This is a genomic window from Spirosoma sp. SC4-14 (assembly GCF_037201965.1).
Taxonomy (GTDB): Bacteria; Bacteroidota; Bacteroidia; order Cytophagales; family Spirosomataceae; genus Spirosoma.
In genome coordinates, this window is sequence record NZ_CP147518.1 from 4,195,848 (window position 1) to 4,217,353 (window position 21,506).

Annotated in this window: 18 protein-coding genes; 5 read left to right on the forward strand and 13 right to left on the reverse strand. The window is 48.5% G+C overall.

The window, feature by feature from the left end; genetic code table 11:
* The first annotated feature begins 39 nt into the window (after window positions 1-39).
* From WBJ53_RS17245 to WBJ53_RS17260, 4 genes are all read left to right on the forward strand, one after another.
* Window positions 40-1,302, forward strand: coding sequence for a right-handed parallel beta-helix repeat-containing protein (locus WBJ53_RS17245; RefSeq protein ID WP_338868331.1), 1,263 nt, complete (start codon window positions 40-42; stop codon window positions 1,300-1,302).
* A gap of 101 nt (window positions 1,303-1,403) precedes the next feature.
* The gene (locus WBJ53_RS17250) at window positions 1,404-2,576 is read left to right on the forward strand and encodes a phytase (protein ID WP_338868333.1); all 1,173 of its coding nucleotides are present in this window, start codon (window positions 1,404-1,406) and stop codon (window positions 2,574-2,576) included.
* Window positions 2,531-3,154 carry a helix-turn-helix domain-containing protein gene (locus WBJ53_RS17255; RefSeq protein WP_338868335.1) on the forward strand — a complete coding sequence of 208 codons (624 nt, stop codon included), beginning with the start codon at window positions 2,531-2,533 and terminating at the stop codon, window positions 3,152-3,154. Before WBJ53_RS17250 ends, WBJ53_RS17255 begins: the two co-directional genes overlap by 46 nt.
* A gap of 31 nt (window positions 3,155-3,185) precedes the next feature.
* The gene (locus tag WBJ53_RS17260; protein WP_338868337.1) at window positions 3,186-3,803 is read left to right on the forward strand and encodes a hypothetical protein; all 618 of its coding nucleotides are present in this window, start codon (window positions 3,186-3,188) and stop codon (window positions 3,801-3,803) included.
* A gap of 71 nt (window positions 3,804-3,874) precedes the next feature.
* Here WBJ53_RS17260 and WBJ53_RS17265 read toward each other — a convergent pair whose 3' ends face one another.
* Complete coding sequence (locus WBJ53_RS17265; protein WP_338868339.1) at window positions 3,875-4,660, reverse strand: UDP-2,3-diacylglucosamine diphosphatase; 786 nt, start codon at window positions 4,658-4,660, stop codon at window positions 3,875-3,877.
* Between the two features lie 227 nt (window positions 4,661-4,887).
* On the opposite strand from WBJ53_RS17265, the gene WBJ53_RS17270 reads away from it, so the two are divergent.
* A complete protein-coding gene (locus WBJ53_RS17270) occupies window positions 4,888-5,625 on the forward strand; it encodes a hypothetical protein (RefSeq protein WP_338868340.1) in 738 nt (245 codons plus the stop codon).
* Window positions 5,626-5,698: 73 nt separating this feature from the next.
* Here the strand turns inward: WBJ53_RS17270 and WBJ53_RS17275 are convergent, their stop codons facing one another.
* The 12 genes from WBJ53_RS17275 to WBJ53_RS17330 form a co-directional block, all read right to left on the reverse strand.
* A complete protein-coding gene (locus WBJ53_RS17275) occupies window positions 5,699-6,196 on the reverse strand; it encodes a hypothetical protein (RefSeq protein WP_338868342.1) in 498 nt (165 codons plus the stop codon).
* 148 nt (window positions 6,197-6,344) lie between these two features.
* Window positions 6,345-7,373 (reverse strand): biotin synthase BioB, encoded by a 1,029-nt coding sequence (gene bioB, locus WBJ53_RS17280; protein WP_338877200.1) that lies wholly within the window; start codon window positions 7,371-7,373, stop codon window positions 6,345-6,347.
* 151 nt (window positions 7,374-7,524) lie between these two features.
* Complete coding sequence (locus WBJ53_RS17285) at window positions 7,525-7,938, reverse strand: EamA family transporter (RefSeq protein WP_338877201.1); 414 nt, start codon at window positions 7,936-7,938, stop codon at window positions 7,525-7,527.
* Between the two features lie 123 nt (window positions 7,939-8,061).
* Window positions 8,062-10,578 carry a TonB-dependent receptor gene (locus WBJ53_RS17290; RefSeq protein WP_338868344.1) on the reverse strand — a complete coding sequence of 839 codons (2,517 nt, stop codon included), beginning with the start codon at window positions 10,576-10,578 and terminating at the stop codon, window positions 8,062-8,064.
* Between the two features lie 218 nt (window positions 10,579-10,796).
* Window positions 10,797-11,825 (reverse strand): sulfite exporter TauE/SafE family protein, encoded by a 1,029-nt coding sequence (locus WBJ53_RS17295; RefSeq protein ID WP_338868346.1) that lies wholly within the window; start codon window positions 11,823-11,825, stop codon window positions 10,797-10,799.
* Between the two features lie 40 nt (window positions 11,826-11,865).
* Window positions 11,866-12,606: a phosphatase PAP2 family protein gene (locus WBJ53_RS17300; RefSeq protein WP_338868348.1), complete on the reverse strand. Its 741-nt coding sequence runs from the start codon at window positions 12,604-12,606 to the stop codon at window positions 11,866-11,868.
* 255 nt (window positions 12,607-12,861) lie between these two features.
* The gene (locus WBJ53_RS17305) at window positions 12,862-14,082 is read right to left on the reverse strand and encodes an acyltransferase family protein (protein ID WP_338868350.1); all 1,221 of its coding nucleotides are present in this window, start codon (window positions 14,080-14,082) and stop codon (window positions 12,862-12,864) included.
* A gap of 125 nt (window positions 14,083-14,207) precedes the next feature.
* Window positions 14,208-16,172 (reverse strand): pyrroloquinoline quinone-dependent dehydrogenase, encoded by a 1,965-nt coding sequence (locus tag WBJ53_RS17310; RefSeq protein ID WP_338868352.1) that lies wholly within the window; start codon window positions 16,170-16,172, stop codon window positions 14,208-14,210.
* 146 nt (window positions 16,173-16,318) lie between these two features.
* Window positions 16,319-17,470 (reverse strand): beta-eliminating lyase-related protein, encoded by a 1,152-nt coding sequence (locus WBJ53_RS17315; protein WP_338868354.1) that lies wholly within the window; start codon window positions 17,468-17,470, stop codon window positions 16,319-16,321.
* Window positions 17,471-17,503: 33 nt separating this feature from the next.
* Window positions 17,504-18,694, reverse strand: coding sequence for a helix-turn-helix transcriptional regulator (locus WBJ53_RS17320; RefSeq protein WP_338868356.1), 1,191 nt, complete (start codon window positions 18,692-18,694; stop codon window positions 17,504-17,506).
* Window positions 18,695-18,789: 95 nt separating this feature from the next.
* Window positions 18,790-20,562, reverse strand: coding sequence for a signal peptide peptidase SppA (sppA, locus tag WBJ53_RS17325; RefSeq protein ID WP_338868358.1), 1,773 nt, complete (start codon window positions 20,560-20,562; stop codon window positions 18,790-18,792).
* 281 nt (window positions 20,563-20,843) lie between these two features.
* Window positions 20,844-21,455, reverse strand: coding sequence for an inorganic pyrophosphatase (locus WBJ53_RS17330; RefSeq protein WP_338868360.1), 612 nt, complete (start codon window positions 21,453-21,455; stop codon window positions 20,844-20,846).
* Window positions 21,456-21,506 lie beyond the last annotated feature (51 nt).

Below are 21,506 nucleotides of genomic sequence, written 5' to 3' on the forward strand. Positions count from 1 at the left end.
CAAAACACCCCTTTGGGGGCTTGAGGCTACTCAATAATCATGAAACATGCATTTATTCTGGCAGCTTTATCGGCTGCCCTGCTGACAGGCTGTTCGAAAAGCGACGACAGCAATTCAACTGTTACACCTACGCCGGTTGTAAAAGAAGCCGTATCGGGCGAAGTGTCGGGAGTTTGGGAGAAAGGGAGTACCTATAAAATCACCGGGCACCTACAGATTTCGGAAGGTCAGTCATTAACCATTCAGGAAGGCGTAACGATTGTTTTCAGCGATTCTACCGTAAAACCAGAACTCATTATCAAAGGGAATTTATACAGTTTCGGTACGGCTGCCAACCCAGTAAAATTTACGGTTCCCGATGAGTGGAAAACAACGCAGAATCAATGGGGGGCACTTTGGGGTGGTCTGATTGCAGGGCCGACCAGTGCCGAAATTGTTCTGGATAATACCATTCTTGAGTACGGCGGGGCCGTTACGACCGAAAGCTCGCCATCCGTAAAAGCGGGCTTATACAAAGCAGAAGCGGGCGACCATGTCCCGGCTCTTTATTACTCGAACACAAATGGCAAACTGGTCATCGTGAATAGTCAGCTTCATAACCAGAACGAAGACGGCTTCTACATCGAGGGCGGTAAAGTATTGATTGCCAATAATAAAATCTATACGCAGGGCATTTCGGGTGGCGACGCCATTAACATTAAATCGGGTGTTCAGGCCGATGTAGCGTTCAACCTTGTCTATAGCCCGAATACGAATGCGCTGAAATTATCGAATTCTGGCGACCGTTCACCCCAGGCGTACGTAGTTGCCTATAACAACACGATTGTCAACGCAGGCTGGCGTCGGCCCACCATTAAAGGCGGATCGATCTGGGTAGAAGCAGGCGTTCGGGCCGACCTCTACAATAACCTGCTGGCCAACGACCGGTTCGGCGTAAAACGCGACCCCAAAAATCCGGAAGATAGCCGGACTAAAGTCAGTAACAATTTGTATTATGGCTATACGCAGGATGGCGTAACGGGTTTTCAGCCATCCACCGAAATTCTATCAGGAACCAACGATATCATTAGTAAGACCGTTGGTGACAACGATCCAAAGTTTGTTAACTACCCACTAAATACCGACTCCAGGAATGCGGTCTTCAACACCGCCTGGGATTTTCACCTGCAAAGCGGTTCGCCAGCTTTGGGGAAAGGGACAACGAGCTTTACCCGGCAATATGCCGATGGTATTACGGTTGGCGGAAAACTTTATCAATCACCGGCACCCGCGTCTTACATCGGCGCTCTCGGGTCAAATTGACCGATTCATTTCAAGGAACTAAGGCAAAGGCTGAACTAGCAATCATGTTTATACGAGTTCAGCCTTTACCCTGATTCGGCCTCAAATCATTCGTAAAAAGCATGAAAACCAGTTTGCCTAAAAGTCAGCGATTTGCGTATGCGCTGGCTTTTATTCTCACCGGCCTGTTGTTGCTAACCGCCTGCCAGCATCCGGCCGCGCAGTCTACGCAATCCGAAACGGGTCGGCCATCCGTTGTTCAGCCCATTTTTATCACCGATACGGTTCGGCACGACACCGACGATCCCGCCATCTGGATCAACCCGAAAGACCCCACGAAAAGCCTGATTATCGGAACCGACAAGGATACCGACGGCGCCTTATATGTATTTGATTTACAAGGAAAAGTAATTTCCGATAAAGTTGTTCGCCCACTCAATCGCCCAAACAATGTTGATATTGTGTATGGGTTGAGCCTAAACGGTCAGCCAACTGATGTAGCGGTTGTAACGGAGCGCGGAACGTCTCGCATTCGCACCTTTCGGCTACCGGATATGAAGCCGCTCGACCAGCAGAATCTGGATGTGTTTGAGGGCGAAACAAACCGGCTGCCAATGGGTATTGCGCTTTATAAACGCTCAACGGATGGTAGCATCTTTGCCATTGTTGGCCGCAAGGAAGGCCCAACCGAGGGCTATTTGTGGCAATACCGACTGGAAGATGACGGTACGGGGCACATCAGAGCCACCTGTGTGCGCAAATTTGGAATCTGGAGCGGCAAAAAGGAAATTGAATCCATTGCCGTCGATAACGAACTCGGCTACGTGTATTATTCCGACGAAGGTGTTGGCGTTCGCAAATACTACGCCGATCCTGAACGGGGAAATGCCGAACTGGCTTTGTTTGCCCGCACAGGGTTTGCCGACGATCACGAAGGCATTTCGATTTATAAAACGGGGCCTAAAACCGGCTATTTACTGGTTTCGGATCAGGGAGCCAACCAGTTCCAGATTTTCCGACGCGAAGGTGAATCAGGCCACCCAAATGAGCATAAACTTCTGAAAGTCGTAAAAGTAGCCGCCCAGATCAGTGATGGTTCCGACGTTACCAGTGTAGCGCTGGGCAAGCAGTTTCCGCATGGCCTCTTTGTGGCTATGTCGGAAGGAAAAACATTTCACTACTACCGCTGGGAAGATATTGCTGGCAACGAACTAAAGTATGTTGGGCGCAGTAAACATAGCCCACCCCCATGCGCAATAGAGTTAGCACGATTTACGATATTGACGATGGCTTAATCGAAATCAGTATGGCAGTCGCTATTCCATTTGCCACTCGTCAACAAATCGCTCAGATGCGAGATCAAGGCAAACTCTACCGTCAAATCAGCCAAGAACTGGGCGTGAGTTACGACGCCGTTCGGCGCATTTGTAAACGTCAAGCCCAGCAAGGGGAAGAAGGACTAGTACCCCACTACAAGCAATGTGGTACCAAAGGCATCCGATTGGCTGCTTTTTATCATCGAGTTAGTCTGTGGTTGAAGCGGGCACATCCACTCTGGGGCGCTCCTTACATTCGCTTGCAACTCGATGCACGTTATGCCATGGGACGTTTGCCTTCAATTCGTACACTCCAACTCTGGTTCAAGGCGGCTAACCTGACTAAGCCACGCCCCCAATTGCTTAACACACCCAAAGTGTGGGCGGAGTATCCTCATCAAGTCTGGCAGGTTGATGCCAAAGAACACCAACGCACCCTCGATGGTACTAAAGTGTGCTGGTTAACGGTCGTCGACGAAAAGAGCGGAGCGGTGTTAGCCGCCCCGGTTTTCCCCCTATGGCCGAATCGGTCAAGTACCCTTAGAGACCATCTGTGAACAATTACAGCTAGTTTTCCGACAATGGGGGTTGCCTCAAGCCATTAAGATTGATAATGGTCGGCCATTTGGTGACCCAAAGCGGTTACAGATTCCGCTGCTTCCGCTTTGGTTGGTGGGGTATGGTATTAAGCCGATCTGGAACCGGGCCGCTCGGCCCACGGATAACGCCAAGGTAGAACGTGCCCAAGCCACAACCGCTAATTGGTCTGATTTAGCTACCTGCTCCGACATCGAGGATCTTCGCCGGAAGTTAGCTCAGGTTATTTTAACCCAGCGCGAACGCTATCCAGTTCGACGATTGAATGAGCAGACTCGTCAACAGGCTTACCCTGCCATCGATACCCCGCTACGTCTCTTTGAGGTTAGTAATTTCGATTATCAACAGGTCTTGGCCTTTCTCCAATCACGATGCTGGCATCGGAAGGTGAGCAAGATTGCCGTCATCTCCTTCTATTATCAACGGTGGTTTGTGAGCCGGTCCGTCGCGGATCAGTGGGTGAGTATTCGTTTAGATGCTAGCAGCAATGAATGGGTAATTTTTAAGGACACTGGTGAATTCATCAAATCCTTTCCCAATACGGTCATTACTCAGGAAGCCTTATTAAAGCTACCCACGAGCCAAACGAATTCGGATGAATTGTGCTAACTCTATTGCGCATGGGGGTGGGCTATGTTTACTGCGCCCAACAAGTAATGGTTGGCAGCCGGTAAGCGGCTTTACGCGGCTGGCTGCCATTTTTCTAACACCAGATCCTTCCCATCGAAAACAGCGTAGGTTTTAGCCGAAACCCACTCCCCCAGATTAACATACCGGCTATGGTCGTTGACGGCCAGGTCGAGCGGCAGATGACGATGGCCAAAAACGTAATAATCGTGGTGGGTTTTTGCCTCTACCTCCCGGCAATACTGCATCAGCCATTCGCGGTCTTCTCCCAGAAAATGCTCCTCCCCTTTCTCCTGATTACCGATCCGGCTCCGTCGCGACCAGGCCTGGGCAATACCAATGCCTAAATCGGGATGAATATAGCGGAACAATCGTCGGGCCAGTTGGCTTTCGAAGACTCGCTTTAGTTTTTTGTATGTATAATCGCCAGGGCCCAGACCATCGCCGTGACCAATCAGAAAGCGTTTTCCCGCCAGCTCATACACACGGGGTTGCCGATAGACCGGAATACCCATCTCCTGCGTAAAATAACTGTCCATCCACATATCATGATTGCCCGTAAAAAGAATGATCCGCATCCCTGCATCGGTCAACTCTGCCAGTTTTCCCTGCAGACGGATAAAGCCTTTGGGGATGCTGCGTTTATATTCGAACCAGAAGTCGAACACATCGCCAACCAGAAAAATGACATCAGCATCTTTCCGAATCGTATCGAGCCAGGCAACAATGACCCGTTCGCGAGTGAGACTTTGTTCGGGAGTTGGCGTACCCAGATGAAAATCAGAAGCAAAATAAGCCTTTCGGCCAGACGCAAGCGGAATGGTTTCGATGATGGACATGAATACGATAATTCACCGGCAAAACTACAGAATGAATGCTGTTTCGCATGGACTTCCTGCACATTGTCGAAAAAAGTCGGTTATTGATTAACGAATTCTGGTATGCGCCCACTGGTTAAACTATCATTAACTGTGGGCGATGTTCGGATGCATTTGGTCAAAATGCGACCGAACGATTGACTTGGTATCTCAGAAAACGCTAATTTTGGCTTTTCTCAAAATAACTCATGAAAATCAAATCACTGATACTGGCTTTACCTGTACTGTGTTTCGCTTGCGGTACTGCTACTGACACTTCCGATCCTGCCTATCAGGATGGAGCTAGCCCTATTCTGGCAAAACGGGTTACTGGCGTTCAGATGCTCACGAGCAACGCCATATACGACAATCCCTGCGACATTTTAGGGGAAGAGTTTGTCCGCCACACCTTTAGTCTGGATGAGAAAGCGGAGTTAAATGAAATTGCCGAACACGATGGCTGCGCATTCGAGTGGGCAGGGAACAAAGTGCTCGTTTCGTTCAACGGCAGAAAGCCTTACCGCTCTATTTATATTGCAACAGACACGTTCGACAAACTTTATCAGGGAAAAGAAGCTGAAGAAGAAATGCCGGATGTTAAAACCGATACAGGCGAAGAGGCTACCGCGGCTGACACTCCTCCGGTTACCGATACTACCGAACATGCGCCTGCTCAGTCGCATCCATCGCCAGGTCTGACAGAGGCCACTAGGCCCCACATGAAGCCAACTGTTAGTCAGGGATCGTATGAAGCCGTTCCGGGTCTTGGCGACAAAGCCGTGTGGAACCCTACTACTGGTGCTATGCACGTTTTGTACATAAATCACATCATTAACGTAACGGTCGAAACGAAAGGAAAGGCAGAAGTTCGTAAGGAACAGGCACAAAGTATGGCCGAAGTTCTTATCGAAAAGATTGCCGAAGACGAATATACCCGTCGCCTGTAAGTAATCTATACACACAAAACCGGTGCGGGTCGTAATTGGGCACAATTCCCTTACGACCCGCACCGGTTTTACGTTATTCGTTAAGGCCCAGTTCCCGTTTTACGGCCGAGTAATCTGCCCAGTCGACATTTCTGGCCGCTCCTTTTGGCACTACAACCCACCGAAATTCGCCACAGACCGGTTGCCCGGCATCCTGCTGAAAACTAACAATACCCTTATCATTCATCGCATAATAGGTGAACGTAATCCGGTGGTTATTCACCATAACGGGTAATGGATAAACCTCATCTTCAGGTGAAGCCCGAAAAAATGCAACCACCAGCCCATCTTCAACCACCGAATTTGTAACGGCACTATCAATAAAGCCCGCAACGTTCATATCCGGTACTTTCCGATTAGTGGTCCAGGTATTGGATTCAATCATTACCCAGTCTGATACGGTTACCGATTGGTTTGTAGCTACGGTTTGGCTAGGCATCACGATTTCGGTCGATGATTCACAGGCACTCAAACTTAAGAGGCTTCCCAACACCAATAGGGCCACAACCCAATTCGCTCGCACTACTATCATAGTCAGCTTTTTCAGTCCAACGATTCAGCAACCGAAAATATTTTGTCTTGCTGGGCTTCAGGGATCTGATTATGGGTGGTTATAGTTGTGGCACGGTTCAGAACCGTGCCACAACTATAACTCTGTAAACAAACAAAAAGTCAATCCATTAGTAATTTACGGCAAGCGGAATCTGCTCAAAAACGACACCAGGGCGCTCCTGGTCAGACTGACCCTCATTTTTGAATGCTTTTCGAGGACGAATATTCAGTGTCTGGAACAGTTGCAGATCGGCATCTTCAGCGGGGTTTGGCGTGGTTAGCAGTTTATCCCCTGCGAAAATCGAGTTAGCACCAGCCAGAAAACAAAGAGCCTGCTCTTCGGTAGTCATCCGAACCCGGCCAGCCGACAGGCGTACCATCGCTTTCGGCATGATAATTCGGGCCGTAGCAATCATCCGAACCATTTCCCAAACCGATACCCGTGGTTGTTCTTCCAGCGGGGTTCCTTCTACCGGTACCAGCGCATTGACCGGGACCGACTCAGGGTGTTCAGGAAGCGTAGCCAGTGTGTGCAGCATACCAATCCGATCCTGATCCGATTCACCCATGCCGATAATGCCGCCCGAACAGACTGAAATCCCAGCTTTTCGAGCATGGCCAATGGTATCCAGCCGATCGTCGTACGTACGCGTAGTAATAATGTCGCCGTAAAACTCTTCGCTGGTATCGAGGTTGTGGTTATAGGCATACAGACCCGCATTTTTCAGTTTCTCGGCCTGACTTTCGGTCAACATACCGAGCGTACAGCATACTTCCAGCCCCATTTCGTTGACTCCGTGAACCATTTCGAGAACTTTGTCGAAATCACGATTGTCGCGTACTTCGCGCCAGGCAGCTCCCATGCAAAAGCGTGTACTGCCCGTATCTTTAGCCCGCTGTGCCGCTTCCAACACCTCGTCGACCTCCATAAGCTTATGCACTTTCACGTTGGTATGATAGCGGGCAGCCTGCGGACAATAAGCGCAATCTTCAGGGCATCCTCCTGTTTTAACCGACAGCAGGGTGCAAACCTGCACTTCCTGCGGATCGTGGTGCTGGCGATGTACAGTAGCAGCCCGGTATATCAGATCCAGTACGGGCGAATTATATATCTCGGTGATTTCGGCACGAGTCCAGTCAGTACGAAGAGCAGTCATATATGTAAAAATCATAAAAAGTCGTTAGTCAAAAGTAATGCATGAGATCAAGACCGACAAACCGGATCAGCTATTGACTTCCTCAAACTCGACGGCCCGCCGGAGACTAAAATACACAAAGACATACTCGTTAGGTACGCTGGCCGACAACTTATAAAATCAGCACAAGTGTTCCTCCAATTATTAGAGCCGCTCCTATTGCAGCTTTCCAGGTCAGTGTTTCACCCAATAGAACTACGGAAAGGAGTATAGCAAGGGCCACGCTAAGCTTATCGACGGCAGCCACTTGCGAAACCTTACCCAGTTGAAGCGCTTTGAAATAAAAAATCCAGGAAAATCCAGTTGCCAGCCCCGAACAAATCAAAAATGTCCAGTTTTTCTGGTTAAGAGCAGGCAACGTGTCGATACCGCCACGCCAAAACACCACTCCCCAGGCCACCAGCAAAATAACCACCGTTCGAATGGCGGTAGCTAAATCGCTATTGACCCCTTTGATCCCTATTTTCGCCAGAATTGCCGTCAGCGCAGCAAATAAGGCCGAAATTAATGCGTATACCCACCACATCATTAGCTATGCATCTCCGTTTATGCGTTATATATTTTTTGCTGGAGAGTCGACCTGTCAAACTAAAACTGAATATTCTGAAAAGAGCCGTTTTCCTCAGAACCACCTGGCAACTGGTTGCCTTTAATTTTCCTCACTTATCGATTTACTTTTTCTTACTTTGGCTCCGTTCAGACTTCCAAACTTATAACTGAGGGTTAGCCGAACACTGGAGTTATAAATATATTGTCGGAAATCCTGGTTAAACTGCGCAGAGTTCAATATGGATGTAAAGCGCATACCATGAGTCAGAAAATTTTCTGCTACAAAGCCTACACTTCCGCGTTTATTGGTAAAGCTTTTCCGAGCACCCAATGAATATTGAGCAAATCCGATTCGGTAGCCCTGCAGAGCGATGTCTTTGCCACGGTAACCCATATTCGCCTGCACAATCCAGCCTTTGTCCAATTGCAGTTGCGTGTCGAGTCGACCGCCCCAGCGGAATCCCTGATTACTGATCATGGCAGACACCCCGTTGATGTCCAGTGCCATTCCCTGAATAAAACGGTACATGATATCAATATTTGTATTGACACTCCAGCGGGGCAAAATAGTAAACGTTGCAAAAAGGTTAGTGCCATAGTTATATTCTTTCCCCAGGTTAGTAACCCGCGTCACAACGGCCCCCGCCAGCGTATCGGAACGTTGGCTAATGGATTGAATATCATCTCTATTGAGCCGGGTATAAAGCGAAAAATTCAAATATGTCTTCTTTAACTGGGTACTATAACCGATTTCGACCCTGTCAACCGTTTCCGGTTTAAGGTATGGATTACCCACTCTTATATTGAGCGGATTAGCCGTATTGAAGTTGGGGTTCAGATCATCAATAAACGGTCGGCGAATACGGCGGGTGTAGCCTAATTTCAGGCTGGAACTCTCCCCAATTTTCTGGGCCAGATTGAGACTGGGGAGCAATCGCCCATAGTCTGGAATAGAAATCGGACCCGGCTCCCCTGTCGATGTATTACCCGTTCGGGCCTGAATGCTGGTATATTCATAACGTAGTCCTGGCTTGATAACCAGATTACTGCGCGTTGTCAGGGTTGTTGACAAGTAAGCTGCGGCAATATTCTGATTGTAATCGAGCAGGCCGGATGGACGATCTGGATTAGAAGTAAACTCCGTTGTGGGGCCTGCTAAAAAATAGCTGTAGTCGCTGGTAACTTTCCGAAAGGTATTTTTAGCGCCAAATTCCACTTGAAGCCGTTTATTGATATACGTTTGATAATCGGCCTGTAAAATAAATTCCTGGTTGGTGGCAAAGTTCAGGTTTTTCTGGCGGCTGCTGATCTGGCCAACGGTATCCAATAGATTCGCTTCAAAATTATTGGTCAGGTGGCTCTGACTATACTGTGTCGAAAAGCTTAATTCTTTCCGGGAATCGTCACCTGCACCGGGATATGTATGTAAATAATCAAGGTTGACATCAATCGAATTGGATAGGTTCTGGGTGTTAACATCTCGCTTATTGGGCAGCGTCGTACTTTCGTTGCCAAGACTACTTGTTGTTTGATGTTGATCCTGGCTTAGATTTCGGATACCCAACCGAACTCCGCCGGTTAACGATTGATTCTTGGCCAGATCATAATCCAGGCCAAAGGCATATTGAGCAAAAGTCCCTTTATCAAAAGCATCGATGTGCTGACTGGTCCGAATCGGCGTGGCGCCCGATGCCAGAAACGTTGTCTGGTTCAAATCCGATGCAGATGGGTTGTAAATGACCCGGCCATTGCCATTCAGGTTAACCCCCAAGTTACCCTTTCGGAAGCTACCATTTAGCCCCAGCGTTGAATTACGATTGCCAGTACCACCGTCTACATCCAGGTGTAGACCCTGCAATGTATTTTTCTTGGTAATGATGTTGATAATTCCCCCGCTGCCTTCACCGTCATATTTAGCGGAAGGCGACGTAATTACTTCAACAGTTTTGATAAGGTCGGCTGGAATTTGCCGGAGTGCATCGGCCAGGTTGCCTGCCAGAATCGAAGACGGTTTGTTGTTGATCAGCACGCGCACGCTGGAGCTTCCCTGCAACGTGACATTGCCTGTCAAATCGACTGATAACATGGGGACCTTTTTCAGAATGTCGATGGCATCTCCGCCCTTGGCCGCTACATCACTATCTGCATTATAAATCAGACGATCTACTCTATCCTCTACCAATGCTTTTTTCCCGGCAACGGTCACCTCGTTTAGTGTGCGGGTACTGGCACTTAGTCGGATAACGCCCATATCTTTTACCTGTCCTTTAGCAATAACGACGTTATCGACAGTTTTGGCAGTATATCCTAAAAATGAGATAAGTAGTCGGTACGATCCCGCAGCTAACCGATTGAGTGTAAATTTACCTTTTTCATCGGCCACCGTCCCATCGATCAATTGACCAGTAAGGGCATCATACAACGCAACGTTTGCATACTCAACGGCTTTAGTCAACGTTGAATCTACGGCATAGCCCGTAATTTTAGCATTACCTTTTGGGAGAGCTTCTGAGGATGGTGAAGCAGGTCTGGCGGGGTCCGGTTGCGCCCCCTGTGCCTGAGCCAGTAATGGCCCTGCTAATAGTAAACAATACAATAGATAGAGAATAGAACGCATACAGATACTTAATTTTTCCCCGATTTATTGAACAAAGAGACAACCCATTCGAGCTATAACCCAACAAAAAAGGTCAGAAGCCCAAAATTTCCCGTCAAATCCCTGAATTTGCTTGCCGAACCATTTTACATCTTGTGGTCAGTTCCTCCAATTGTAGGTTACTCATGCCCCTCCATTAGGAAATGGCGAATAAAAGCCTCGAAATTCTTCTGCAAGACTCAGATATCGAACTTCTCCAGTTTGTTTCCTCGATATACATACACTTCATAGGAGCGCTGATGGAGACTGAATACTTCTTCCAGCACATATTTTTCTGCCCCCCTTGAAAGCGCCCTCACCTGAGCTTGTTTATCTGAAGGTAAATCGTTGAATACAATTGTATGTTCGAACTCAAACCCTTCGTCGTATTCGAATTCCAACGAGAATAATGTATTGCGCCATTGAAGCTGAGTAGTAGTACCATTTGCCAGTGGCGAGAAATCGAGTGCTACTGAATTTTTGGATATGACCTGTCCTGAAGCGTCAATAAATAGGCTTAACCCCGAAACAACCATAGCCGTGTACCCAATCTGTCGGAAGAACCGCTCGCTAAGTCGGGGCAGTAACCACGTCATCGCCCAGGACGAAGCCATGGCAGCTACGGCTACCAGCCCACCCACTGTTAACGCGCGGCTCGTCAGGAGGCCAAACGACGCATACAGTATCAACTTGATAGCATGGAGCACAATTTCATTGGCCGCTCTGGTAGCTACGATTTCTTCTTTTTTCAGGCCATAACGCAGATAAAAGCGGTTAAAGAGTAAACCTACCGCTCCTGTTAAACCCGATACAAATCCAGCCGCAGCCCCAATGAACGCCAGTACCCATTTAGGCATTGAAGGGGTTGTGTTTGCCCCGGCGGCCGGCCGAAAAATCTGGGGTAGATTCGCCATTAAGAATAAACCCATGAGCAGCTCCAGATACAACGGATTCAGATAGCTAAGTAACCGTGCTCCCAGCCAAACAGCAGGCAATGCCGCCGGTACGAACCAGACGACGATATCCCAGCGAATACGACTCCAAAACGCCAGGATTCGGGAAAAAGAACTGGACATGGTACCAATCGATAAGGCGGCTGGTACCTGAGCGCCGGGCAAGAGCGATCCCAGCATGGGTAGTAATAACAGCCCTGCTCCTCCGCCACAAACAGCACTTAATGAAAACGCGAACAAGGCAGAGATGACTACAAACAAATAAGGGAAGAACATAAGTTGAGTAATTCGAAGAAATGAGGAGCACAGGATCAGGTCAGGTATGTTGCCGCTGCCATTCCGACAGCACAATACCGACAAGGAGCCAGCAAGCACCTAACAGATACCCACCCAATACATCGCTCAAAAAATGCACACCTAAATAAATACGGCTGAAACCCACGGCCAGAATTAGAATAGCGGCCAATACACCAATCCGTACCGGATGATGGAGTCGATGACGGCCCCTCACCAGCCAGTATCCCAAAAGGCCGTACAAGGTCATCGCCGTGGCCGAGTGACCACTGGGAAAGGAATACCCCGTTTCTGGATAATAGGCTACCTGTTGCGGACGAGCTCGGCTAAACGTTCGTTTACCGAGCTGAACCGTGGTACCAACACCCGCCAGCATAACCCAAAGTATGATGATGTTCCGCTTTTTTTGCTGTCGGTATAGAAAAAAAGACCCGGCCAGCGTTAATCCTATAGTCATATAGAAAGAACCCAGCCAGGTAAGTGCATAAAGAATATGGCTGATTAGTGGGGTTCGGTTCCGAACGAGTCCCTGGGTAAACAGCGCGTCGATTTTGACCATCGGCTCCGATTTCACCAGGTTCTCCGCTATCTCGGACAATACCAGTACATTGCCTACTAGCAAACCCATCAGCACCGTCAGCGGAAGCCCCTGAAAATGATCGGTTGAAAGTCGACGGGCTACCCACTCAACTAACTTTGGGTAGTCACTAGCCCGCGATCCGCCATGTCGATATAAATACTGCCGAAGTTGCCTGGTTGTCATATCGCTACTGTACTCGCTAAGCGTGCGTTACAGCGACAAAGTAACAACAGCATTCTGAAGACACTCTGAAGTTTACCGTCAATCGGCTAAGGCCTATGGCTCTTCCTCAATAGTGGTTATTGACGAAAAACAGCCAGATTAGCACCTTTAGCCGTTGTTGAATCTGCCGCATAAACACTCCAGGTCCGGCACTGCGGGCGGCATTAGAAATGAGTTTTCGTTTACTGATCGGCCAATTATAGCTGACCGTAAAGCTCACTTCATACCAAACAACAAACGCATCAGTTTATAAGGCCGGATGACAAGCAGGTACAGAAAAATGCAAATGGCTAACGATGAAAAACTTACTACTAAAAATCCGTCGTAAACCCCAAGCTCCATTTGGGTAAGCACATAATACCCAACCATTACGATTACGGTCTGGTGCAGGATATAAAATGGATAAACAGCCTCATTTAGTTTGGGCAGAATGGGCTTTTCTCGCCATAACGGATTGGCATTCAGATAGCGGTAGCCATACCCAATTGTCATTAGTACCGAAAACCAGGTTAACCCAATGCTATTGAAACTGAAAAGCGTTCGGACTAACACCGTATCGTTGGCAGGGTCGAGCCCGAAAAAGGGCCTGGCTGCGTACAGTATGATCGTACAAACCAGGGTGCCCGCCAGAAAGTAACGACGCTGGTCGGCGATAGTCTGCCAGAAATTGCGACGACTGATCAGGATAAAACCAAGCCAGAACAGGATCAGATTTTTCATAAAATATGCCCAGTCGTTGATCAGCGCGTGGGTTTCATTCGGAAAAAAACCACCTAACACAACATCGTTGAGCAGCAGAAAACCAACCAGCCACATAGCCCCACCCGGTCGCGCAATTAGTTGGCCAATCCGATCAACAAACCGTTGCCCCTGCTTATTTTTCAGCCAGCGAAAAACAGGAATGCTGATTAACGAATACAAAAACAGATAGGCCACAAACCAAAGGTGGTGCCAGCTAAAAGCGCCCCCCGCACCCCCATCCTGATAAGGCTGAAAGTGAAACACATTGGGGTAGAATTCGCCGTAGCTCCCCGAAAAACGGCCGCGGAACAGCCACTCGAAATAAATTTGTGGCGGCACAACTACAAACATACCAAACACCAGCGGCACAAATAACCGCCGAACCCGCTCACCGGCATAAGCGCCATAAGAGCGTTTGCGCAATGCGAAATACGTTCCGGCTCCTGAAATGAAAAACAACAGGGGCATCCGCCACCGATGCAGCCACCGCATCACCAGTTCAAACTCGGGGCTGGTAGCTTTGCTTTGTACATGCCATCCCCACGAAACGTAGATCATACCGGTATGATAGAAGAGCAGGGTCAGTATGGCGATGACCCGCAACCAGTCGAGGTCGTAGCGCCGGAACGATATAGCCTCAACAGCCTTTGACTGCGCTCCCAACGAATCTGTTGTTTGTTGTTGTGTAGCAACCATCGATAATTTCTTTTTGTGATTGATGCCTCAAAATTCGGTTCCAAATGGCTTAAAAGGCTATTTTCCGATAATCATGAACTTCGTGCCGTTCGGCGCGAAGTTTAGCGCTACCCCGAGCGCATTGCCTATGGTAATCGATACGCCACTACATAATCTCCTAGTTTTGTGTTGAGCTTACCGTGTCCACCGGCCGCAATGACTACATACTGTTGCCCGTTGATCTGATAAGTCATTGGAGTGGCCTGGGCACTTACCGGCAGAGCTGCTTCCCAGAGCAGACTACCATCCTGCCGATTGAAAGCCCGCAAATGACCATCCAGGCTAGCCGCTACAAAGACAAGCCCGCCCGCCGTAACAACCGCTCCACCAAAATTCAGCGAACCCCATTGTTTTGCCTGTGGGTATTTCACGGGGTCCATCATATACCCCAACGGCACCTCCCAGGCCAGTGCGCTTTTTTGCAGATCGATTGCGACTAACGTTCCCCAGGGCGGAGGTGTCTGCATCAGAAAACCGCCTTCCCCTCCCTTAAACAGATAGCTACGTTTCAGCACATAGGGCGTTCCCGACTGCATCCCGGTTTCGGCCCGAAGCATCTCTTCATTGTTCTTGACCGATGCGGCCAACTGTTCTCTTGGCAAAATTCGTATGATAGCCGCCAGCCGGTTAACATTTGTAATGAGAAAGCCCGACTCTGGATCATAGCACATGCCTCCCCAGTGAATCCCCCCTACGTTGCCGGGTGTAATAACGCTCCCCTGCAAAGACGGTGGCGTAAATACGCCATCATAACGAAGTCCTTCTATCCGCTTCTGCGCAGCCGATTTATCGTCGGGCGTCATTCCCCACGTCTCCAGTTTCTGCAACCCCAGCAGCGGCAATGTTGCCGGAAACGGTTGTGTAGGCCAGGCTTCTTCGCCCGGAATGGTTGATTTAGGAACGGGGCGTTCGTCAACGGGCAATAGCGGCTTACCCGTTTCCCGATTTAAAATAAAAATATGGCCCATTTTAGTACCCACAGCCACCGCAGGAACCGGCTTTCCATTTTGCATAAATGTAAACAGGAGCGGCTGAGCAGCATTGTCGTAGTCCCATAAGTCATGGTGTACTGTCTGAAAATGCCAGACAACCTTACCCGTCGAAGCCCGAATGGCAACAATCGAGCTGGCGAACAGATTTTGCCCTAAGCGTTCGCCCCCGTAATAGTCGGGGCTAGGGCTGGTAGTGGGCACGAAAACCAGATCTCGCCCGGCATCGGCCGAAATCAGCGACCAGGCATTGGCCGCGCCCGTCCGATGCGCATCAGGACCTTGCCAGGTATCGAATCCAGGGTCTTTTTTCGAGCGCGGAATGGGGTCCCAACTCCATCGTAAAGCTCCAGTCAGGGCATCGTATGCCCGAACAACACCGCGCTCATTATTGAATCGCTGATTGTCGCCCATCGACGACCCTACCACAATGGTATTGCCAATAACGGCCGGTGGCGATGTAACACTAATGTTGCCGATTCCCTGTCGCAAGTCGACGCTTCCAGCTTTCCCAAACTCAGAAATCGGCTTGCCAGTAGCGGCATCGAGCGCAATCAGTCGACCATCCAGTGTGGCTACAAAGATCCGCTTACCGGTGGTTGACGAAGCTTGCTTATCGGTTGAGGCAGGCCAGACCGAAACACCTCTGGAAGTTATCTCTGATAAATCCTGACGCAGGTACACATCCGGGTCGTATTCCCATTTCTGTTTTCCTGAAGCAGCATCTATAGCAAACACGCGTGAGGTTGGTGTACTAAAAAAAAGCGTACCATCCACCATGATGGGCGTTGCTTCGAAAGCCGCTTTTTCGTGAGCGTAGGTCCCTTTGTAATGCTCCAGTTCACCCGTTCGAAACGTCCAGGCTACGGTTAGTTGTTTAACGTTAGTAGTATTGATCTGCTTCAGTGGGGAAAACCGCATTCCTCCGGCATCATTTCCGTAGGCAGGCCACTCGACAGAACCGGATGGCTGAGCCCCGGCCGATGAATAGAGCAGTATGATAAGCCCTGCAAGGATCGTGGTTCTAAGAAAATTCGGTAAACAATTCAGGAATGATGGCATAAGTGGGTCTGTATTGATTGACAGCCCAAAATTCGACCCTACAGCCCAAAAACCGCTATTTGCCGATAACCTCGAAGTTCATCCCGGTCGGCACGAAGTTTTCTGGCAAGCTAAACTGAGTCGAACGGTTGCTAACCTCTGCCCAATTACTTAGCAACTGTTAGTGCTTCCTTAAAAGCAGCTACAATCTGGTCGTTGGAACGGTTTAACAGACTATCGTTCACCATCAGTCTGGTCGTATTATCGACCATATTTCTGGCCAAGGCAATCCGATGCTTTTGCCAAAGCGAATCGATCAGTTTCGATGCATTCACGTTTGCTGCCAGCTTTAAACCGGCTATGTTCGTACCGTTTTCCAATGGAGTGATGGTAATGCCGGGAAGTTGATTTAAGGATGAAAACAACTGTTTCGACTGAGTGGCCATTTTTTTAAACCGATCATCGATCCCGTTCAAGTGATGGAGCGCCATAGCCGCGCTGACCCAGTTCATGTAAATAACTCCTCCGTGTACTTTCGCCAGATGCTCCATCCGATCGATAATTGCTTTAGGGCCACAGAGCATGGCACCACCGGGCGCACCGAGGTATTTGTACAGCGAAATGTAAATGGTATCGAAATGAGACGCATATTCGGCCACCGACGTACCCGAAAATGCAGCCGCCAAATGAATACGGGCACCATCCAGATGCAGTTTATAGCCCTTTTCCCGGCAATATGTGGAAATGCGTTTGATTTCGCTAATCGGTACATATTGCCCATCACAACGTCGAACCGGATTCTCGATCGATACAGCCCCGAACCCACTCCTGAATACTTCGCCCTGTAAATGATCTTCTATTGACTGTTGTAATTCTTCCAGCGTAAAGAATGCTTTTTCAGAGGCCAGCGGAATCAATCGTTTACTAAACACCGACTGAGCCGCATCTCCTTCATCGCGATAGACATGGCTGGTTTCCTGAACGAAAACTTTCGTATTCTCACCACTTAGCACCGAAATTGCCAGTTGATTGGCCAGGGTGCCCGATGCCAGGTAGATCGCTGCTTCTTTACCCGTCATCTCCGCAAAGGCTTTCGTCAATTGATCGATACTGCCCCCTTTTCCGTATGCATCGCGTTCAATCGGATGGTTTTTATTGATCTCCTGCAATTTAGCAATACACTGCTCCGGCGAATACATAGGGCCGTCGCCAACAAACCGAACGGGTTCGGGGTCCAACGAATTGAGCAGTGACTTATAGGAAAAATCGCTCGCGGCTGTCAACCCAGACAGTCGCAGGAAGGTTCTACGATTAAACATACCTTTTTAGCCGTTGATGAGACGTCGTTTAATTTATCGCGTTGATGCTAACTGGTTTCTAAACTGAGCTGGTGTCTGATTTGTCAGTCGTTTGAAAGCCGTATGAAAAGCCGAGGGTGAATTATAGCCAACCCGTTCGGCAATCTCATCGATTTTCAGATTAGTAGTTACGGGATCATTCAACAATCGCCTGGCTTCCGCGATTCGATGCGTGGCCAACCAGTCGAAAAAGGTCATGCCTAGCCGGTCGTTCAGCAGTTGCGACAGATTGTGGGGTGACGTATTGAGCCGGTCGGCCAGTTTCGGTAATGACAGATCGCTCTCCAGATACGGTTTTTCGGCATCGAGCAATCGATTTAAGCGGGTTAGAACGGCTTCTTCCAGCTCTTCTGAGAGGGCTGATTTTTCGTATTTTTTCTTGGGCTCAGCGGGAACATCCGGTTCCGTTATCGGCGATTCCGTCAGCGGATCATCCTGAAAGAAATGAGACCCTCGCATCACCAGATAACTCATTGTGTAAATCGTCAGCGAAACATAGGTTGCCAGCAGAAAATCGCCAACATCCCGGTAAAACTGCGGCTTAACTACTACAATCAGGACAGGAACCAGCGCAAAAAGCCAGCTTAACAGGCGCAGCGATGTAAAACCGAAAATCGCTTGACCGGAGGTTTTCTGCCGACTGGCTCTTTGTAGGGTTATTAAAGCTAAAATAGCGTAGATAAGACAACTCAGTAGGGTCAATTCATTAATATAGGGGCGTAAGCCCGTAAAATCCTCTTCTATATACGGTTTAGAATGAATAAACGGCAGCTCAGGATGCTGCGAGTCGATATAGGAATTGTACTTGAATTCGATGGGCTGATAAAACCACGTAACTGCATTAACTAACCAGATAGCAAACGGAACAAGGTGCCATTGCCAATACCGGGGCAACCGTTTCCACAATCGGCTATATACGAAAAAGTAGAACAGAGGGCCGAGCACAAAATTGAATGGTTCGGCAAAATCGCCCATCCAGAGTACGCGAAATGTATAGTTGGTGTAGTTCAGAAATATTTCACCACTGATGGATGAAATAGCCAGTGTAAACAGGCCCAGACAGCGATTTGCAAGGCTCTTTCTTCGCTCGCCAGTCAGAAAAAAAACGCCCAGGAATAGTCCCTGTGCTACCCCAAGCAGGATAACCAGCGCAAACAGATCGAGGTGAATAGGTAGTGTCTGCATCAAAACTGTGTTGCTTAGTGCAAGGTAAAAAAAAGACCTATAAGGTTTTCGAAAACCTTATAGGTCGGGCAGGAAACTTTCGGATTGACCAGTAGTTATTGAATCGTAATCTCAAACGGTAGGCGCATCTGAATGCCTTCCATCGTTTTGAGTTTTTTCAGGTACTTCACATACGGCGCCAAGTCGCCTAGTTTAGCCTGCATCTGGCTGTCTTCATCTCCTCCGAAGGCATTCATCAGTTGTTCGAAGAATGGCTTCTTCCGGGGCTGATATTTGAGCCGGTAATCGCCTTCTTTCAGCTTTGCCGATTGAGCTGCGAGCTTAATGGCATCATCGAGACCACCCAGTTGGTCGACCAGCCCAATCGCTTTTCCCTGCGAGCCTGTCCAGACACGGCCACCCGCAATGGCCCGAATGCTATCGACCGGAAGTTTACGCCCGGCAGCAGCTTTGCTCGTAAATTCAGCATAGATGCGCTCGGTGGCCCGTTGCAGGGTCTGTTTCTGAAATGGCGTCATTTCGTGCGTTACTGACGGAAAGTCGGCATTTTCATTGCTTTTCACCCGGTCGTAGGTAACGCCCAGCTTGTCTTTGAAGAATGTTTCGGTATTGAACAACAGCGAAAATACACCAATTGAGCCCGTAATGGTGTTGGGTTGTGCCACTATTTTATCGCAACCCATCAGCATGTAGTAGCCACCCGAAGCGGCATAATCGGACATTGAACCAATGACGGGCTTGGTTTTGCGGGCCAGTTGCACTTCCCGATACATTACATCCGACGCCAAAGCACTGCCCCCTCCCGAATTGACACGCAGCACAATCGCTTTTACTTTATCATCTAAACGAGCTTTGCGAATTTCTTCTACAATCGTTTCAGAACCGATGCTATTAGACTCCCCTTTACCGGAATGAATATCGCCCGAAGCCACAACCACAGCAATTCGATTGCTGCCAGTACCTTCAGAATTGGCACTTATCGACTCTGAGTTCTCGTATTTACCCAGTGTAACGTAGTTGATTTTCTTTTTTTCATCGATGCCCAGATTTTTCCGAATCAGGCTTTCCAGTTCATCCTGATAGCCAACATTTGTAACGAGTTTGGTTCGCAAGGCATCGGCCGGTCTTTGAATGGTCAGATTATCGGCAAAACGCTTTAGCGAATCGACACGCAACGCACGACTTTGCGCAACGTTGACCAGCATATGGTCGTTGATGGAGTTGATAAACGATGTAACCTGCCGCTTGTTAGGTTCGCTCATATTTTCCCGAATAAAGGGCTCTACAGCGCTCTTAAACTCGCCAACCCGGAAAATTTCGGGCTTAATTCCTAATTTATCGAGCGTTCCTTTAAAGAACGTCAATTCGGCATCCAGACCATTCCATTCCAGATCGCCAGCCGGATTAAGATAAATTTTATCGGCTACCGATGCGATATAGTAGCCTTTTTCACTCATCGTTTCGGCATAGGCGTATATAAATTTCTTCGATTTTTTGAAGTCAATAAGGGCATTACGAATTTCTTCTGCCGAAGCCCAACCTGCCTGCGGCTGTTCGGATTGTAAATAAATGCCCGCAATGTTTTCATCGTCTTTAGCATCTTTCAGGGCCTGCTTCAGTTCAATCAGGCCAATTGCATCGCTCTGCCCGCTAAATGGCCCAAATCCGTCAAATGGATTTTCAGAACTCCGTTCTTCTATGGGTTCATCCAAATCTATTTTCAATACCGAATTTTCCTTCACCACAACTTTCTGATCAGCCGAAGACGACAAAACAGCCCCCAGGCCAAGCAATAGCAGAAAGCCGACGAACGAAAATAGTAGTAAGCCAACGATCGTAGCTAAAACATATTTAAGAAACTGTCGCATGTATTAATAAGTAAGTTCTGTGTTAGTACACGTAATAAACAAAATTACGCTCTATCAGTCGGCGATTGTTGCAGAAAAATGTTGAGTGCGCAAAATGACGGATAAATGGCAGGATTAAAAGGTCAGCCAAAGGCTTGTCATTAGTCAGTTGTCATTTGTTGACAGGCTGCTCACGTATAAAAATGAATAGAACATCGCTTAGTATGATTTTTATGATTATCAGCAATCATAAAAATCATACTAAGCGATGTTCTATGTAAGGCAACAAGGCAACGTAAAACTTACGATGGCATATTGGTATAGTCGTCCATAGCTGTCCGGATTACATCAAGCGCTTCATCACGACCATATACGTTGGCCAGTTCCATAACGGCAGGCTCATCGGGTAAGTTTTTATAGGTCAGGAAGTAGTGTTGCAGCCGCTTTACAACGGCAACCGGCAGTTCGCTCAGGTCGTGGTATTGACCATACATGGAATCGCCTTTCAGAACGGCAATAATTTTGTCGTCGGCTTCTCCTTTGTCGATCAGCCGGAAACCACCAATCGGGATGGCCTGTAGCAGAATATCGCCGTGGGTAATTTCACGCTCGGTCAGTACGCAGATGTCGAGTGGGTCGCCATCGCCCTCTTCAACCGTCCGGCCCGACCGTTCCGAAGCCAGTTGAGCAATACCATCGCCACAGAACGTTTGGGGCACAAAGCCGTATAGCGCAGGGATAATATTTGAATATTGTTGGGGGCGATCGATTTTCAGATAGCCCGACTCTTTGTCGATTTCATACTTAACCGTATCGGTCGGTACAATTTCGATAAATGCGGTAATGATATTAGGCGCATTGTCGCCCGGAGAAATACCGTGCCAGGGATGTGCTTTAGCGGGAGTCTTTGCCATTGGATCTACTTGTGTCGGCTCAATAAATGCTTGCATACGATTTAAAGAAAA

Excerpts from the sequence above, each read along its gene's own strand:
- WBJ53_RS17310 (WP_338868352.1), bottom strand. The coding sequence starts at position 16,172 with ATGCCATCATTCCTGAATTGTTTACCGAATTTTCTTAGAACCACGATC.
- WBJ53_RS17305 (WP_338868350.1), bottom strand. The coding sequence starts at position 14,082 with ATGGTTGCTACACAACAACAAACAACAGATTCGTTGGGAGCGCAGTCA.
- WBJ53_RS17285 (WP_338877201.1), bottom strand. The coding sequence starts at position 7,938 with ATGTGGTGGGTATACGCATTAATTTCGGCCTTATTTGCTGCGCTGACG.
- WBJ53_RS17265 (WP_338868339.1), bottom strand. The coding sequence starts at position 4,660 with ATGTCCATCATCGAAACCATTCCGCTTGCGTCTGGCCGAAAGGCTTAT.
- WBJ53_RS17330 (WP_338868360.1), bottom strand. The coding sequence starts at position 21,455 with ATGGCAAAGACTCCCGCTAAAGCACATCCCTGGCACGGTATTTCTCCG.
- WBJ53_RS17270 (WP_338868340.1), top strand. The coding sequence starts at position 4,888 with ATGAAAATCAAATCACTGATACTGGCTTTACCTGTACTGTGTTTCGCT.
- WBJ53_RS17255 (WP_338868335.1), top strand. The coding sequence starts at position 2,531 with ATGCGCAATAGAGTTAGCACGATTTACGATATTGACGATGGCTTAATC.
- WBJ53_RS17245 (WP_338868331.1), top strand. The coding sequence starts at position 40 with ATGAAACATGCATTTATTCTGGCAGCTTTATCGGCTGCCCTGCTGACA.
- WBJ53_RS17275 (WP_338868342.1), bottom strand. The coding sequence starts at position 6,196 with ATGATAGTAGTGCGAGCGAATTGGGTTGTGGCCCTATTGGTGTTGGGA.
- WBJ53_RS17300 (WP_338868348.1), bottom strand. The coding sequence starts at position 12,606 with ATGACAACCAGGCAACTTCGGCAGTATTTATATCGACATGGCGGATCG.
- WBJ53_RS17295 (WP_338868346.1), bottom strand. The coding sequence starts at position 11,825 with ATGTTCTTCCCTTATTTGTTTGTAGTCATCTCTGCCTTGTTCGCGTTT.
- WBJ53_RS17290 (WP_338868344.1), bottom strand. The coding sequence starts at position 10,578 with ATGCGTTCTATTCTCTATCTATTGTATTGTTTACTATTAGCAGGGCCA.
- WBJ53_RS17250 (WP_338868333.1), top strand. The coding sequence starts at position 1,404 with ATGAAAACCAGTTTGCCTAAAAGTCAGCGATTTGCGTATGCGCTGGCT.
- bioB (WP_338877200.1), bottom strand. The coding sequence starts at position 7,373 with ATGACTGCTCTTCGTACTGACTGGACTCGTGCCGAAATCACCGAGATA.
- WBJ53_RS17315 (WP_338868354.1), bottom strand. The coding sequence starts at position 17,470 with ATGTTTAATCGTAGAACCTTCCTGCGACTGTCTGGGTTGACAGCCGCG.
- WBJ53_RS17320 (WP_338868356.1), bottom strand. The coding sequence starts at position 18,694 with ATGCAGACACTACCTATTCACCTCGATCTGTTTGCGCTGGTTATCCTG.
- sppA (WP_338868358.1), bottom strand. The coding sequence starts at position 20,562 with ATGCGACAGTTTCTTAAATATGTTTTAGCTACGATCGTTGGCTTACTA.